Source organism: Xanthomonas campestris pv. asclepiadis, from assembly GCF_020784175.1.
GTDB classification, from domain to species: domain Bacteria; phylum Pseudomonadota; class Gammaproteobacteria; order Xanthomonadales; family Xanthomonadaceae; genus Xanthomonas; species Xanthomonas campestris_D.
Genome location: NZ_JAJGQM010000008.1, coordinates 72,846 through 86,912 on the forward strand (window position 1 = coordinate 72,846; position 14,067 = coordinate 86,912).

The 14,067-nt window shown below is 65.9% G+C and carries 10 protein-coding genes and 1 pseudogene; 3 read left to right on the plus strand and 8 right to left on the minus strand.

The window, feature by feature from the left end:
* Positions 1–56 precede the first annotated feature (56 nt).
* The 4 genes from LL972_RS06060 to rraA form a co-directional block, all read right to left on the minus strand.
* Positions 57–653, minus strand: a complete 597-nt coding sequence (locus tag LL972_RS06060) for a plasmid pRiA4b ORF-3 family protein (protein ID WP_228326810.1) — start codon at positions 651–653, stop codon at positions 57–59.
* A gap of 233 nt (positions 654–886) precedes the next feature.
* Positions 887–2,152, minus strand: a complete 1,266-nt coding sequence (locus LL972_RS06065; RefSeq protein WP_228326811.1) for a cation:proton antiporter — start codon at positions 2,150–2,152, stop codon at positions 887–889.
* A gap of 332 nt (positions 2,153–2,484) precedes the next feature.
* Positions 2,485–4,080 carry a serine hydrolase gene (locus tag LL972_RS06070; protein WP_228326812.1) on the minus strand — a complete coding sequence of 532 codons (1,596 nt, stop codon included), beginning with the start codon at positions 4,078–4,080 and terminating at the stop codon, positions 2,485–2,487.
* Between the two features lie 22 nt (positions 4,081–4,102).
* Positions 4,103–4,603 carry a ribonuclease E activity regulator RraA gene (gene rraA / locus LL972_RS06075; protein WP_228326813.1) on the minus strand — a complete coding sequence of 167 codons (501 nt, stop codon included), beginning with the start codon at positions 4,601–4,603 and terminating at the stop codon, positions 4,103–4,105.
* 282 nt (positions 4,604–4,885) lie between these two features.
* Between rraA and LL972_RS06080 the strand changes: the two genes are divergently transcribed.
* Both LL972_RS06080 and LL972_RS06085 read left to right on the plus strand, forming a co-directional pair.
* Positions 4,886–5,719, plus strand: coding sequence for a DUF72 domain-containing protein (locus tag LL972_RS06080; RefSeq protein WP_228326814.1), 834 nt, complete (start codon positions 4,886–4,888; stop codon positions 5,717–5,719).
* Positions 5,720–5,755: 36 nt separating this feature from the next.
* Positions 5,756–6,703 (plus strand): annotated as a pseudogene (locus LL972_RS06085) (DMT family transporter).
* An 88-nt stretch (positions 6,704–6,791) separates the two neighbouring features.
* On the opposite strand, the gene LL972_RS06090 reads toward LL972_RS06085, so the two are convergent.
* The 4 genes from LL972_RS06090 to LL972_RS06105 form a co-directional block, all read right to left on the minus strand.
* Positions 6,792–7,916, minus strand: coding sequence for a diguanylate cyclase (locus tag LL972_RS06090; protein WP_429002120.1), 1,125 nt, complete (start codon positions 7,914–7,916; stop codon positions 6,792–6,794).
* Positions 7,917–7,990: 74 nt separating this feature from the next.
* Positions 7,991–8,713: a pseudouridine synthase gene (locus LL972_RS06095; protein WP_016903964.1), complete on the minus strand. Its 723-nt coding sequence runs from the start codon at positions 8,711–8,713 to the stop codon at positions 7,991–7,993.
* Between the two features lie 42 nt (positions 8,714–8,755).
* Entirely contained in the window at positions 8,756–11,164 is a 2,409-nt protein-coding gene (locus tag LL972_RS06100) for a putative bifunctional diguanylate cyclase/phosphodiesterase (protein WP_228326816.1), read from the minus strand.
* A 271-nt stretch (positions 11,165–11,435) separates the two neighbouring features.
* Complete coding sequence (locus LL972_RS06105) at positions 11,436–13,370, minus strand: DEAD/DEAH box helicase (protein WP_228326817.1); 1,935 nt, start codon at positions 13,368–13,370, stop codon at positions 11,436–11,438.
* 172 nt (positions 13,371–13,542) lie between these two features.
* Between LL972_RS06105 and LL972_RS06110 the strand changes: the two genes are divergently transcribed.
* Positions 13,543–14,043: an RNA polymerase sigma factor gene (locus tag LL972_RS06110; RefSeq protein ID WP_228326818.1), complete on the plus strand. Its 501-nt coding sequence runs from the start codon at positions 13,543–13,545 to the stop codon at positions 14,041–14,043.
* Positions 14,044–14,067 lie beyond the last annotated feature (24 nt).

The following is a 14,067-nucleotide window of genomic DNA, read 5'->3' on the forward strand; positions in this document are numbered from 1 at the left end:
GTGCTGGATGGCTGCGTCATCAAGGATGACGGTCCGCTACATGGTGTCAGCCACGTCTAGTCGCGGACACGCGCCAGCAACCGGTTGACTTCGTCCAGATCGAAATGGCCTGGATCGAAGCGACCACCCAAAGTCGCCAGCACTTGCACGTGTTGCGCATGCGCCGGGTCGGCGACGATCTGCAGAAACTCCAGGTAGTCCTTGATGCCTTCACTGTTTTCCGGGGGGCAGGCATTGGCGCCGTCCACGCAGCGGGCCACACGCAGGCCCGCATCCGGCGGCAAAATCGCCTCGACCTGGAGGCGATGCTGCCAGCCCTCGCCGCTGCCGTAGAAATAGTCGAACCGCTCCAGTTCGCCCACTGCGCTTTCCAATCTGGCGCGGCCAGCATGCTTGAGCCGTGGCCGGTCCGGCACCTCCAACCCGGACTCGCCATAGCGGCCGCCGCCCAGGTCGAATTCGTACGGATGCGCACCGCTCCAGCCCATCGCCGGTTGCAGTACCCGATGCAGCGTGGCCAGGCGTAGCGACCCGGCCACCAGCAATCTGCGCCACACCAGCGGCGCGCTGCCCACCAACGACAGATGCAGCTGATACACCGGTACGGGCGCCTGCACCACCTGCTGTGCGGTTTTCTTTTTGTTCTTCGTCATCGTGTCTTGGCTACCTGTTTGCGGTGCAAGTATGCAGCGATGAGCCACCGGCTGCATCGCTGCATACTTGCAGCCGCCCAATTGCAGGTGGCTAATACCGATGACGCATGCAAGCGTACGCAGGTAGCAAACACACTTTCAGTACCTCGTAGCGTGGCGTGGCGAGCATCAAGTAATTCCACCGCAGCGCGACGCCAGTTTGTCCCTGCATCTACAGAATCTGCCAAACAACCTCAGCGCTGCTGCAGACCCGGCACCGCATCGGTCACGTTGGCATGGCGACGCATGATCCAGTTGAACAGCGGCGTGGCCATCAGCGTGGAGAGGATCGCCATCAGCACCAGCACCGAGAACAGGCCTTGTTCGATCACACCGGCCTGCAACCCGATGTTGATGATGATCAGTTCCATCAAACCGCGTGCATTCATCAGCGAGCCGATCGCCATCGCATCGCGGTTGTTCTCGCCGGTGATGCGTGCGGCAGCCCAGCAGGCCAGTCCCTTGCCGATGAACGATGCGGCCAGAATCGCCACGCCGGCCAGCATGATCTGCGGCTGCAGCAACACGCTGAGCTGGGTCTTGAGGCCGGAATAGGTGAAGAACAGCGGCAGCAGCAACACCACCACGAACGGCTGCAGCATCTCGCGCAGTTTTTCGGTCAACGCGCCCCTGGGCAGGCAGACGCCCAGCAGGAAGCCGCCAAACACGGCGTGGATGCCGATCGCATCCATCGCCCACGCGCTGAGGCAGAACAGCATCAATACCACCGCGAGCACGCCGTTACCGAGCGGCTGATTCGGCACCACGTAGGCGTCCAGACGACGCAGCAGATGCCGGCCGACAAAGATCATGAACAATGCATAGGCCACGCCACCGCCGATGGCCAGATAGGCGCTGCCCCAGCTGCCGCCGAAGCTGGCCAGGACCACGGCAAGAATGCACCACGCCGCCGCATCGTCGAACGCACCTGCAGTCAGTGCCAGCGTGCCCAACGGGCTATTGGTCAGCCCGCGCTCGTGGATGATGCGCGCAAGCATCGGGAACGCGGTGATCGCGATGGCCGCGCCCAGGAACAGCGAGGCCTCCATCAACTTGGCTTTTTCCGAGAACAGGCCGTCCACGTTGATCAACCACGGGCACATCGCAAAAGCCAATGCGAACGGCACCGCGATGCCGGCCATTGACACGCTCATCGCACTGCGATAGCGCGCGCGGAAATGGTCGCCGCGGAAGTCGGTGCCGACCAGGAACATGTACAGGCCCACGCCGAACTGGGCAAGCACGTAGAGCACGTCCAGCGTCTGCTTGGGAAACAGCGCCGCCTGCCCATCCGGCAGCAACATGCCGAACAGCGACGGACCCAACGCCACGCCGGCAATCATCTCGCCCACCACCTGCGGCTGCCCCACCCGCTTGGCCAGCAATCCCACCAGACGACAGATCAGCAGGATCACCGCAGCCTGCAAGAAGAAATACACCGACATCTGCGGAGTGGTCATGCGTTCGGCAACATCCCTGAGAAGTGCGCGGATCATAACGAGCCATGCCGGCCGGCGATAGCCATCGTGCAACTGGCACGCAGGCATCGCCGGGCGCAAGCATGCTGACCTGCACCGACAGGCCCTGCGACGTGGTGCCTGCGCGCTGAGCTCGGTTGCCTGCACGCAGTGATCAATGCCTTTCTGCAGCGCGTGTTGCTGGGCAGGTAGCTGCCCCAATGACGGGCTGTTCGTTTGGGATGGCGCGGGACGATCCGCCGACGCTGCCGCGATGACCAGCCACTGCACGCTCCGTACAGTGGCTGTGACCTGTCTCCAAGACTAACGACGGCTCACTTCTGCGCCGACTGCTCCGCCGCCACCGGCGTCAACACCAGATCCTGAAAATCGAAACTGAAATCGGTCAGCGGCGAGATCGCCTCCATCCGCATCTCGCGCACCGCGCCATCCGGGGTCAGCGCGAAATTGACGAAGGCATCGGCATTCAAGCTGCGGTCGTCCCAGCGCACGATAAAGCTGTCGTGCTGCCAATGCTCCAGCGTGCCGATCAGTTGCGCGGTCTTGGAAAACTGCAGGCGCAGGCGCTTGCCATCCTGTCGGATCACCACATCGCCGTACCACGGGTCGCGATAGGTCGCCGCATAGCTGCGCAACGGCAGCGACGGGGTGGAGCGCGCTGCACGTGCGTCCAGATGCTTCTTCCAGCTGGTGTCCGCATCGCCATCGGCCTTGGCCACGGACTTGGCATAGGCGGCGGTCCAATCGGTGGCCGGCACCTGCAAGAACGCATCCAGCACCTGCAGGGTCACCGCATTGAAGGCCGCACCGACCTCCTGATTGGTCAACACCACCACGCCCAGCTGCTGGTCGGGCACCAGGGTCAGCCGCGACACCATGCCCGGCCAGCCACCGGTGTGCCATACCAGCCGATGCCCACGATAATCACTCAGGCTCCAGCCTTCGCCGTAGCCGGCGAAATTGGGGCGTGCTGCCGCCAGCTCCGGCACGGCCGGGTCGGCAATCGCAATCGGCGTGATCATCGACCACATCTCCTGCTGCCGTTTGGCACTGAACAGCGGCGTGCCATCGGGCAGGACGCCGCCGGCCAGTTGCACCCTCATCCACAACGCCATGTCGTGCGCGCTGGAATAGATGCCGCCGGCACCGGAGTTGTTGGACCAGGTCAGCGGCGCGACCGTGCGCAACTCGGTGAAGTCGTACTTGGCATGGCCCACGGCCGCGTTGTCGCCCGGTTGCAGATGGTCGGCATTGAAGCGCGTACTGCGCATGCCCACCGGGGCGAAGATGCGTTGCTGCAGAAACGCCGCATAGGTCTGCCCGGAGACCTGTTCGATCACCTTCTGCGCCACCGCGTACAGGATGTTGTCGTAGGCGTAGCGATCGCGGAAACCGCCCTTCAACGGCACCTTGGACAGGCGCTGCACCACTTCGTCGGTGCTGTAGCTGGTGGTCGGCCAGAACAACAGATCGCCCGCGCCCAGGCTCAAGCCGCTGCGGTGTGCGAGCAGATCGCGCACGCGCATCTCGCCGCTGACATACGGGTCGGACATGCGAAACCACGGCAGGTGGTCGATGACCTTGTCGTCAAGCGATAGCTTGCCCTCGTCGGCCAGGATCGACAGCGAGGCCGCAGTGAAGGCCTTGGTGTTGGAGGCGATCGCGAACAGCGTATCGGCCTGCACCGGTGCAGGCTTGCCGATCTCGCGCACGCCGTAGCCACGCTCCAGCACCACCTGCCCATCCTTGACGATGGCCACCGCAATGCCGGGCACATCGAACTGCTTGCGCACGCGTTCCATCTGCGCGTCGAACTGCTGCATGCCGGCGGGAAGCTCGGCCGCCTGCGTTGTCGCCACCACGCCTGCCAGCATCAGCACGCCTCCACTCAGCCATCGGTTCAAGGTCACCGCAACGCCCTCACTTTCTTGATCAGATCGATCCGCCGGCACTGTCCAGCGACAGCGGCAGCGGTGCCACCAACACGCCGTTGCCATCGGCATACAGCCAATGGCCGGGCACGAAGGCCACGCCGGCAAAATTCACCGGCACATCCACCTCGCCCAGATCGCGCCGCTCGGTGCGGCGTGGACAGGCCCCCAGCGCCAGCACGCCCAGCGGCAGCGTGGCGAGGATCTCCACATCGCGCACGCAGCCGTGGATCAACACGCCGGCCCAGCCGTTGGCGACCGCCTGTGCAGCGATCTGGTCGCCCAGCAAGGCATGCTTCAGCGAGCCCTGCCCGTCCACCACCAGCACACGCCCGTCGCCGGGTGTGGCGGCCAGTTCGCGCACGCGCGAGTTGTCCTCGAAACAACGCACCGTGGTGATCGGCCCGGAGAATGCCCCACGTCCGCCGTAGGAGCGGAACAACGGTTCGGCGATGCTCACCTCGGGAAAACGGTCACACAGATCGGGCGTGGTCCAGGTCATCGCTGCGCTCCGGAAGTGGCGATCTCCGATGGTAGCGGCATGGCCGCGTCCGCGTAAGCCGCTGATCGCCGAGCCGCGGTTGGCCGGGCTGGGCCTGCCATCGATGTGCACGAGGCCTACATGCCGCCCCGGGCAACGGCCGCGCCTGCCTGACAGTACGCGCGCGCTTCGGCAACCGCACTGCGTCACTGCGAAGCCGGCGGGGCTATCATCCGGGTGGCTTGCCACATGTGCATGCACCCGACATGCCAGGCGCGCGCTCACGCCAACGTGGAATCCCTCATGACCGATCTGTTCGCTGCCCCCCCGCCCGCGCTCGATGGCATCCACGTCGGTATCGGCGGCTGGGTGTATGCGCCCTGGCGCGCGGGGATGTTTTATCCGCAAGGGCTGGTGCAGCGGCGCGAGCTGGAATACGCAAGCCGCCACGTCACCGCCATCGAGATCAACGGCACCTATTACGGGACGCAAAAGCCGGCGACCTACGCGAAGTGGCGCGACGAGGTGCCGCCAGGGTTCGTGTTCTCCGCCAAGGCACCACGCCGTATCACCCAATCACGCAAACTGGCTGGTACGAAGGCGCAGGTGGACGACTTCATCGGCGGCATTGTCGAGCTCGGCGACACGTTGGGTCCGCTGGTGTGGCAGTTCGAACAAGGGCATCGGCTCCAGACCGACGACCTGGACGCGTTCCTGTCGTTGCTGCCCAGACGCGCCGGCAAGCGCGTGCTGCGGCATGTGCTGGAAATCCGCGACCACGATGCGGTGGACGCGTCGCTGCTGGCGTTGGTGCGCCAGCATGGGGTGGCCACGGTATTCACCGACTCGGACGAGCATCCGTCCTTTGCCGATCTGTCCACCGACTTTGTCTATGCGCGATTGATGCGCAGCCAGGCGCGTCTCGCTGCAGGTTATCCGGCACCGGCACTGGCGCATTGGGCCGAGCGCATCCAGGCCTGGCGGCGTGGCGAGGACCCGGATGATCTGCCGCACATCGACGCGGCCACGCACGCCAAGGTCACACCGCGCGAAGTGTTCGTGTTTTTCATCAGTGCGGCCAAGGAGCGCAATCCGGCTGCGGCGATGGCGTTGTTGCAGGCGCTGGGGTCGCGCTAGCAGGGCGTCGCGGCGCGTCTTCGGCGACAATGGCGCATGCCCACGACCGACCTGCACAAGGCGCAACTGCAAATCCATTTCTGCGTCCTGCTCTGGGGCATCACCGCGATCCTGGGCAAGCTGATCACGCTGCCGGCATTGCCGTTGGTGTGGTGGCGCATGTTGATCGTGGTGGTGGCGCTGGCGCTGTTGCCGCGCGTGTGGCGCGGGCTGCGCGGCTTGTCCGCGCGGGTGGTGCTGGGCTATTGCGGCATCGGCGCCTTGGTGGCCTTGCACTGGCTGACCTTCTAGGGCGCGATCAAGCTGGCCAATGCCTCGGTGGCGGCGACCTGCATTGCACTGGCGCCGGTGTTCACCGCCGTGATCGAGCCATGGGTGACGCAACGCCCCTTCCGCCCGCGCGAACTGCTGTTCGGCCTGGCGGTGTTGCCCGGCGTGGCGCTGGTGGTCGGCGGGGTGCCGGATGGCATGCGTGCCGGCGTGGTGGTCGGCGCGATTTCGGCGGTGTTCGTCGGCCTGTTCGGCTCGCTCAACAAGCGCATGGTCGCGCATGCCGACCCGCTCACCGTCACCGCACTTGAGCTCGGCGCCGGCACGTTGACCCTGACCGTGCTGGCGCCGGCCATGCCGTTGTTGCTGCCGTCGCTGCATGGCGACCTGATGATCATCCCCAGCCTGCACGACGGCGTCCTGCTGCTGGTGCTGTCGCTGGCCTGCACGCTGCTGCCGTTTGCGCTGGCATTGGTGGCGCTGCGCCATCTCAGCGCCTACTCGGTGCAGCTGGTGACCAACCTGGAACCGGTCTACGCCATCGTGCTGGCGATCGCCCTGCTCGGCGAGCAACGCGAGCTGACCCTGCAGTTCTATCTCGGCGTGGCGATCATTCTCGGCGCGGTGTTCCTGCATCCGGTGCTGGAACGCCGGCGCAAGATCGTGCACCCGGAACTGCTCGGCACTGCCGAGGCGAAGAACATCGTCGACTGACTGCACAGCGCAACCAACAAACGTCACCGTCGCAGCGGCCCAGGCCGCGACCGGCCTTGTCGATGACGCACCCGCGTGCGCACGCCCCCTACCCCAACGCCACCACCTGATCGCGCCCGCCACGCTTGGCCGCATACAGGGCCTGGTCGGCGCGCTTGATCACAGCTTCCACGCTCTCCTGCGGATGCAGCGTGGCCACGCCGATACTCACCGTCACCGGCAGCGCGATCGTCATCACCGCCACGCTCTGGCGCAGGTATTCGCACTGCACGCGCGCCTGCAGCAGATCCACGTTGGGCAGCAGCAGCACGAACTCCTCGCCGCCATAGCGCGCAATGGTGCCGGCACCGGCCACATGCGCGCGCAGCAATGCCGACAGCTCGCGCAGCACCACATCGCCCTGATCATGCCCGTGCACGTCGTTGACGGTCTTGAAGTGGTCCACGTCCAGCAACGCCACCGACAACGGCTGGCCCGCCGCGCGCGTCTGTTCCATGGCCGCAGCCAGCGCGGCCGCAAACGCGCGTCGATTGGGCAACCCGGTCAGTGGATCGGTGCGGGTCTGCTCGACCAGATCGGCATTCAACGCATCCATTTGCGCGTAGTAACCGGCCAGCTGCTGCTCGTACCACTCACGCTCATGCAGTTGCTGGCGCAGGCGCTTGCCGGCCAGACGCAGTTCCAGCAGATGCGAGGCCTGCCGCGACAATGCCTGCAGGGCCTGCCGCTGCTCTTCGCGCAGATGCGCCGGGGTCTGGTCGAACACACATAGCGAACCCAGCGCCATGCCCTCGCTGGTCACCAACGGCGCGCCGGCATAGAAGCGCACCGCAGAGCTGCCAGTCACCATCGGATTGTCGTGGAAGCGCGGGTCGAGCAAGGTGTCGTCGACCATCATCACTTCGTCCGGGCGCAGGATCGCATGCGCGCAGAACGAGATATCGCGCGGGGCTTCACCGCGCGGCGCGCCATGTGCGGACTTGAACCATTGCCGGTCTTCATCCACCAGCACCACCGCCGCCATCTGCGTTTCGCACAACGTGGACGCAATCATGGTGAGGTCGTCGAAGGCACGCTCGGGCGGCGAATCCAGCACCTCGTACTGACGCAGCGCAGCCAGTCGTTCGGCTTCGTTGTCCGGCAATGTCGGTTTGATCACTCTGCCCGCTCCCCAGCTGGCTGTCAGCGGCGCAAGTATGACCGAGCCTGTCATGCGCGACCATCGGGCTGCACATGACACGCCGACGCACCGTGCCGCTGCCGTTCAGCCCAGCGCGCCTGAAAAGCTCACCAATCGGTGCGTTGCGGCAGCAAGCCGCGCAATTCCGCATCGCTCAGATTGCGCCACTGGCCTGGCTTGAGCGCAGCCAGCTTGATGTTGTCGATGCGCACCCGACGCAGCTGGGTTACGCGGTAGCCGAATTCGGCAGACATCAGGCGGATCTGCCGATTCAAACCCTGCTCCAGCACGATGCGGAAGCCGAACTTGGCGATGCGCGCGGTGCGGCACGGCAACGTGGTCTCGTTGTGGATGCGCACGCCGCGCGCCATGCCGCGCAGGAATTCGTCGGTGACCGGCTTGTTGACCGCGACCAGATATTCCTTCTGGTGGCGATTTTCCGCGCGCAGGATCTCGTTGACGATATTGCCGTTGCTGGTCATCAGGATCAGCCCCTCGGACTCCTTGTCGAGCCGGCCGACCGGAAAGATGCGCTGCTCGTGGCCGACGAATTCGACGATGTTGCCCTTGACCGAGCTTTCGGTGGTGCAGGTGATGCCCACCGGCTTGTTGAGCGCGATGTAGACGTGCTTGCGGCCACCGGGCTTGCTGGCAGCGCGCGTGCGCAGCGGCTGGCCGTCCACCAGCACGGTGTCGTCCTCGCCCACCACCGCACCGGTGCCGGCAGCCACGCCATTGACGGTGACCCGGCGTTCGCCGATCAGGCGATCGGCCTCGCGGCGGGAGCAGAAGCCGGTTTCGGCGATGTATTTATTGAGTCGGGTCGTCATCGGGCAATTATCGGCGATTTGGAGCGGCCCGCGCGCACTGCGCTATCCGGACACCGCCAATAGCGGTTGCCCGGCATGCAGCAGTTCGTCCAGCGGGCATGGGCGATGCAGGCTGAAGCCCTGCACCTGGCCCACGCCGGCCTCGCGCAGGCCGGGGATGTCCGCCTCCGACTCCACGCCCTCGGCCACCACTTCGATCCCCAGCGCCAGGCCCACCTGCGCGATCGAGTGCACTGCCGCGCGGTCCACCGCGTCATGCGCGTAGTTGCGCACGAAGCCGCAGTCGATCTTGAGGACATCCACGGTGAATTGCTTGAGATAGCCGAACGAGGCCAGGCCGCTGCCGAAATCATCCAGCGCCACATGGCAACCGCGCGCGCGCACGCTCTGCACGAAGCGCCGCGCGTGCTCCAGATCGCCGATGACGGCGGTCTCGGTGATCTCCATGCACAGCTTGGGCACCAGGCTCGGGTAGCGCTCGAACAAGGCCCACACGAAATCGAGGAAATCCGGTTGCGCAATCGACTGCGCAGACAGGTTGACGTGGCACATATCCAGGGTAGCCACGTGCAGCGGATTGGCCGCCAGCTGCGCACACAGCGTTTCCAGCACATGCACATCGACCATGCGTCCCAGCCCGTAGCGCTCCACCGCAGGCAGGAATTCGCCCGGACTCAGTACCCGCCCGTCGCGCGCGCGCATGCGCACCAGCACTTCGTACTGCAGGCGTCCCGGGTCGTTCAACACCTGGATTTTCTGCGCATACAGCAGCAGGCGGTCCTCGGCGATGGCCTGCTGCACTGCGCTGATCCAGCCGCCGTCGTGGCGGCGCCGCGCCAGCGCCAGATCGTTTTCGCCGAAACAGCGAATCCGGTTGCGCCCCTCTTCCTTGGCCGCGTAACAGGCCAGGTCGGCGGCGGTCATCAAGGCATTGACGTCGCTGGCGCCCTGGCGGATTTCCACCACGCCGAAGCTGCAACTCGGCGTCAGCGGCCGTCCGCCCTGATGACTCCATGGCTGACCCAGCACCGCATGCATGCGCTCGAGCACGGTTTGCGCCTGCGCCAGGTCGGTATTGGCCAGCAGGATCGCAAACTCGTCGCCGCCCAGCCGCCCCAGCCAGTCGCCGGGGCGCAACTGCATGGTGATCACGTCGGCGAAGTGACACAGGAATTTGTCGCCCACCGCATGCCCGAAGGTGTCGTTGACCAGCTTGAAGTGATCCAGGTCGACGAAGCACAGCGCATGGCAGAGCTGCGGCGATTGCGGGGGCTCGATCAGGCGCAGCAGCCGGCGTTCGATCTCGCGGCGGTTGATCAGGCCGGTCAGGGCATCGTGGCGCGCATGGAAGGCCACTTCGTCGGCCAGCTCGTGCGCATGCGAGACATCTTCGATCACTGCCAGCACCAGGGTCGGCTCTTCCGGGCCCGGCTCCACCAGCGAGGCACTCCAGCGCCCCCACATCACCCCGCCGTCGGCGCGCAGGAAGCGCCGCTCGCCGGACTGCAGCAGGGTCGGCCAGTCGATCAGGCCGCGGCTGTCCAGCGCGATGTCGTCCGGATGCATCACCTCGGCCAACGTGCAGGCCTGCAGCTCCTCCGGCCGGTAGCGCAGGATGTTGGCCATCGAGGCATTGGCATCGAGCACGCGGCCACGCAGGTCGAACTTGACCATGCCCAGCGCCGCCTGTTGAAACGCGGTACGAAAGCGGCCTTCGTGCGAGAGCAGATAATCACGGATGCGGCGCATCGCCAGCACGCAGGTAGTCAGCACCAGCAACAAGGTCGCCAGGCTGCAGATCACCATCACATCGTGCAGCAGCCGCGCGCAGCGGATCAGCAAGGCCTGAAACCGTTCGGCATCGCGGCGCATGCGCGCATCCAGCAGATGCAGGTCTTCGCGCAAGTTCTGTAACGCGCGCGGATCCGGCCGGCTGGTGGCTTGCGCAGATGCCGACCGGTCGGCCAGGACGCTCAGCTGCAAAATGTCGGCGTCGGTGTGTTTCCACAACGCGATCGCCTCGCTCAGATAGGGAAACACCTGGCCGTAGCGGTACAGCCGCACCATTTGCGGCATGTCCTGGCGGGCATTGCGCCCCGCCGCAAGACCGGCGTACACCGCGTCCCAGTCGATCACAGGCCGCTCGACCGCCTGGCGCGCCGCACGATCGCCCAACGGCACTTCCAGTGCGCGACAGGCGGCCTGCAGATCGGCCGGATCGCCGCTACTGAGATAGCGCTCCAACCAGTACACCGACTCCTGCTGGGCGTTGGACCAATGGCTTTGACCAACAATCCAGGCGGTGGAACCGGACTGCACCTCGATCATCAGCGCCGAGAGCACCGCCATGCTGATGGCCATGCCGATCAACAAGGTCAAGGGAAGCGTCAACCAGCCGCGCATCAGATGCATGGTCTGCCTACCGCTGTTGCCGCCCGCCATCTGCGCCATTGTCATCCTCGAACCCTGCCGCCGCCCAATGCGATTCAGGCGCCCAGTGGGCGCCTGAAGGCAGTAGCGGCCGCAACGGCGCAGTCTGTATGGCAGCGCCCGCTTGACCGCGGCCGGAGCAGAACTTAGCCCGGCTAACAGGACGCCGCCGGCAATCTCCGCGGTGTCAGCACATGATGCCTGCCCACCGCTATGCATCAAAGAACATAGCGGTCACGACGACCGGCAGTGTGGGCCGGACCGCCGCACGCCGCCGGGTTGTCAGCGACGCTTACTCGCCGCGGGGCTTGGGAGGACCCTTGCGATGCGGCGCGCCGGCACGGTCCATCGGACGGCTCGGACCATTCGGGCGACCGGACGGCTTGCCGCCCCGCGGGAAGCGCGGCCTGGACGGCGATGCGGCCGCCTCGCCTTCTTCCAGCTTGCGCATGTTGAGCTGCTGGCCGGACACCCAGACCTTTTTCAGGTGCGTCAGCAGCTCGCGCGGCATGTCGGCCGGCAGGTCCAGGATCGAATAATCGTCCTGGATGTCGATACGGCCGATGTAGCGGCTTTCCAGACCGGCTTCGTTGGCGATCGCGCCGACGATATTGGCCGGCTTCACGCCGTGGGTGTGGCCCACTTCGATGCGGTAGCTCTCCATGCCGAACTCCGGCTCGCCGCGCGGCGCAACCGGATCGCGACGCGGACGCTCGGCGCCAGCGCCGTCACTGGCGAACGCCGGACGTTCCGCACGCGGCGGGCGTGCCGCGCGCTCGCCATCGGCACGCGGGCCACGCTCGAACTTCGGCTCGAAGCGCGGACGCTCGCCGCGATCATTGCGGTCGCCGCGATCGTTACGCTCGCGCGGTGCGAATTCCTCGCGTGCACCACGCACCGGCGGGGTCAGCAGAAATGGCGCATCGCCCTGCAGCAACTTGGCCATCGCCGCGGCGATATCGATCGCCGGCACGTTGTTCTCGCTCTCGTAGCGCTGCAGCAGATCGCGATACATCTCGATCTGGCCGCCGGCCAGGGTCTCGGTGATGCGGGTCATGAAACGCGCCACGCGGGTGTCGTTGACCGCATCCACGCTCGGCAGCTGCATCTCTTCGATCGGCTGACGGGTGGCGCGCTCGATCGAGCGCAGCATACCCTTCTCGCGCGGGGTGACGAACAGGATCGCATCGCCATTGCGGCCGGCACGGCCGGTACGGCCGATGCGGTGCACGTAGCTTTCGGTGTCGTACGGAATGTCGTAGTTCAGCACGTGGCTGACGCGCTCCACGTCCAGGCCGCGCGCGGCCACGTCGGTGGCGACCAGGATGTCGAGCTTGCCGTCCTTGAGCTGGGCAATGGTCTTCTCGCGGGCGGCCTGCTGCATGTCGCCGTTGATGGCCGCCGCGGCCATGCCGCGTGCCTGCAGCTTCTGCGCCAGCTCTTCGGTAGCGGCCTTGGTGCGGGCGAAGATGATCATGCCGTCGAACGGTTCGACTTCGAGAATGCGGGTCAGCGCGTCCAGCTTGTGCAGGCCGCTTACCCACCAGTAGCGCTGGCGGATATTGGCCGAGGTGGTGGTCTTGGCCGCGATGGTGACTTCGGCAGGGTCCTTCAGATAGGTCTGCGCGATACGGCGGATCGCCGGCGGCATGGTCGCCGAGAACAGCGCCACCTGGCGCTTTTCCGGCAACTTCTTCAGCACCGCTTCGACGTCGTCGATAAAGCCCATGCGCAGCATTTCGTCGGCTTCGTCCAGCACCAGCGTCTTGAGCTGGGACAGGTCCAGCGTGCCGCGGTCCAGGTGATCGATCACGCGGCCGGGAGTGCCGACCACCACATGCACGCCGCGCTTGAGCGCGCTCAGCTGCTGGGCGTAGGGCTGGCCGCCGTAGACTGGCAGCACGCGGAAGCCGGGAATGGCTTCGGCATATTTCTGGAACGCCTCGGCGACCTGGATGGCCAGCTCGCGGGTCGGGGCCAGCACCAGCGCCTGCGGCTTGAGCTGATTGAGGTCGGCGTTGGACAGCACCGGCAGCGCGAACGCGGCGGTCTTGCCGGTGCCGGTCTGCGCCTGGCCGAGCACGTCGCGGCCGGCCAGCAGCGCGGGAATGGTGGCGGCCTGGATCGGCGACGGCGACTCGTAGCCGACGGCGGCAACGGCCTTCATCACAGCGTCTGAGAGGCCGAGGTCTGCAAACAGCAGCGGCGCGGGAGATTCTTGGGTCATTGGGTAACTCCGGAGGCGCCGCACGGAGCCGGCAGGCGCAAAGCAGCATAGTGTGCGCCTTCAGGCCCCCTGCTGTCGAAATTTCCGTGACAGTCCGTTCAGCTTGTGAGGATTTGCCCGCTGCGGCGAATCATCTCCTCGACCCTTGTCATCCACCCACCCGGCCGGAGCCATGTCCCTGGAAACAGACCTGCACACCCGCTTCAACGCCTTGCTGCAGCAGCACCGCGGCATCGTCCTGAAGGTCACGGCCAGCTATTGCTGGAACCCGGACGACCGCGCCGAGCTGGCGCAAGACATCACTGTGCAGTTATGGCGCGCATTTCCCGGCTACGACGCCGGCCGGCGCTTTTCCACCTGGATGTATCGCATTGCCTTGAACGTGGCGATCAGCGATCTGCGCGGCCGCAGCCGCGCGCCGCAGGACCCGCTCCCGCTGGAGGCAGTGGCCGACAGCATCGCCGACCCGCTGGCGCGCGACCCGGCACACGCGCAGCAGGTCGCCGCGCTCCACGGCTTCATCGCCCAGCTGCCGCCGCTGGAACGCGCCTTGATGCTGCTGTACCTGGACGCGCACAGCTACCGCGAGATCGGCGAGGTGCTCGGCATCAGCGAGACCAATGTCGCCACGAAACTCAGCCGCCTCAAGGCGCGCATCCGCGCCGAACTCTGACCACCCACTTCGCCCAAGGATCAC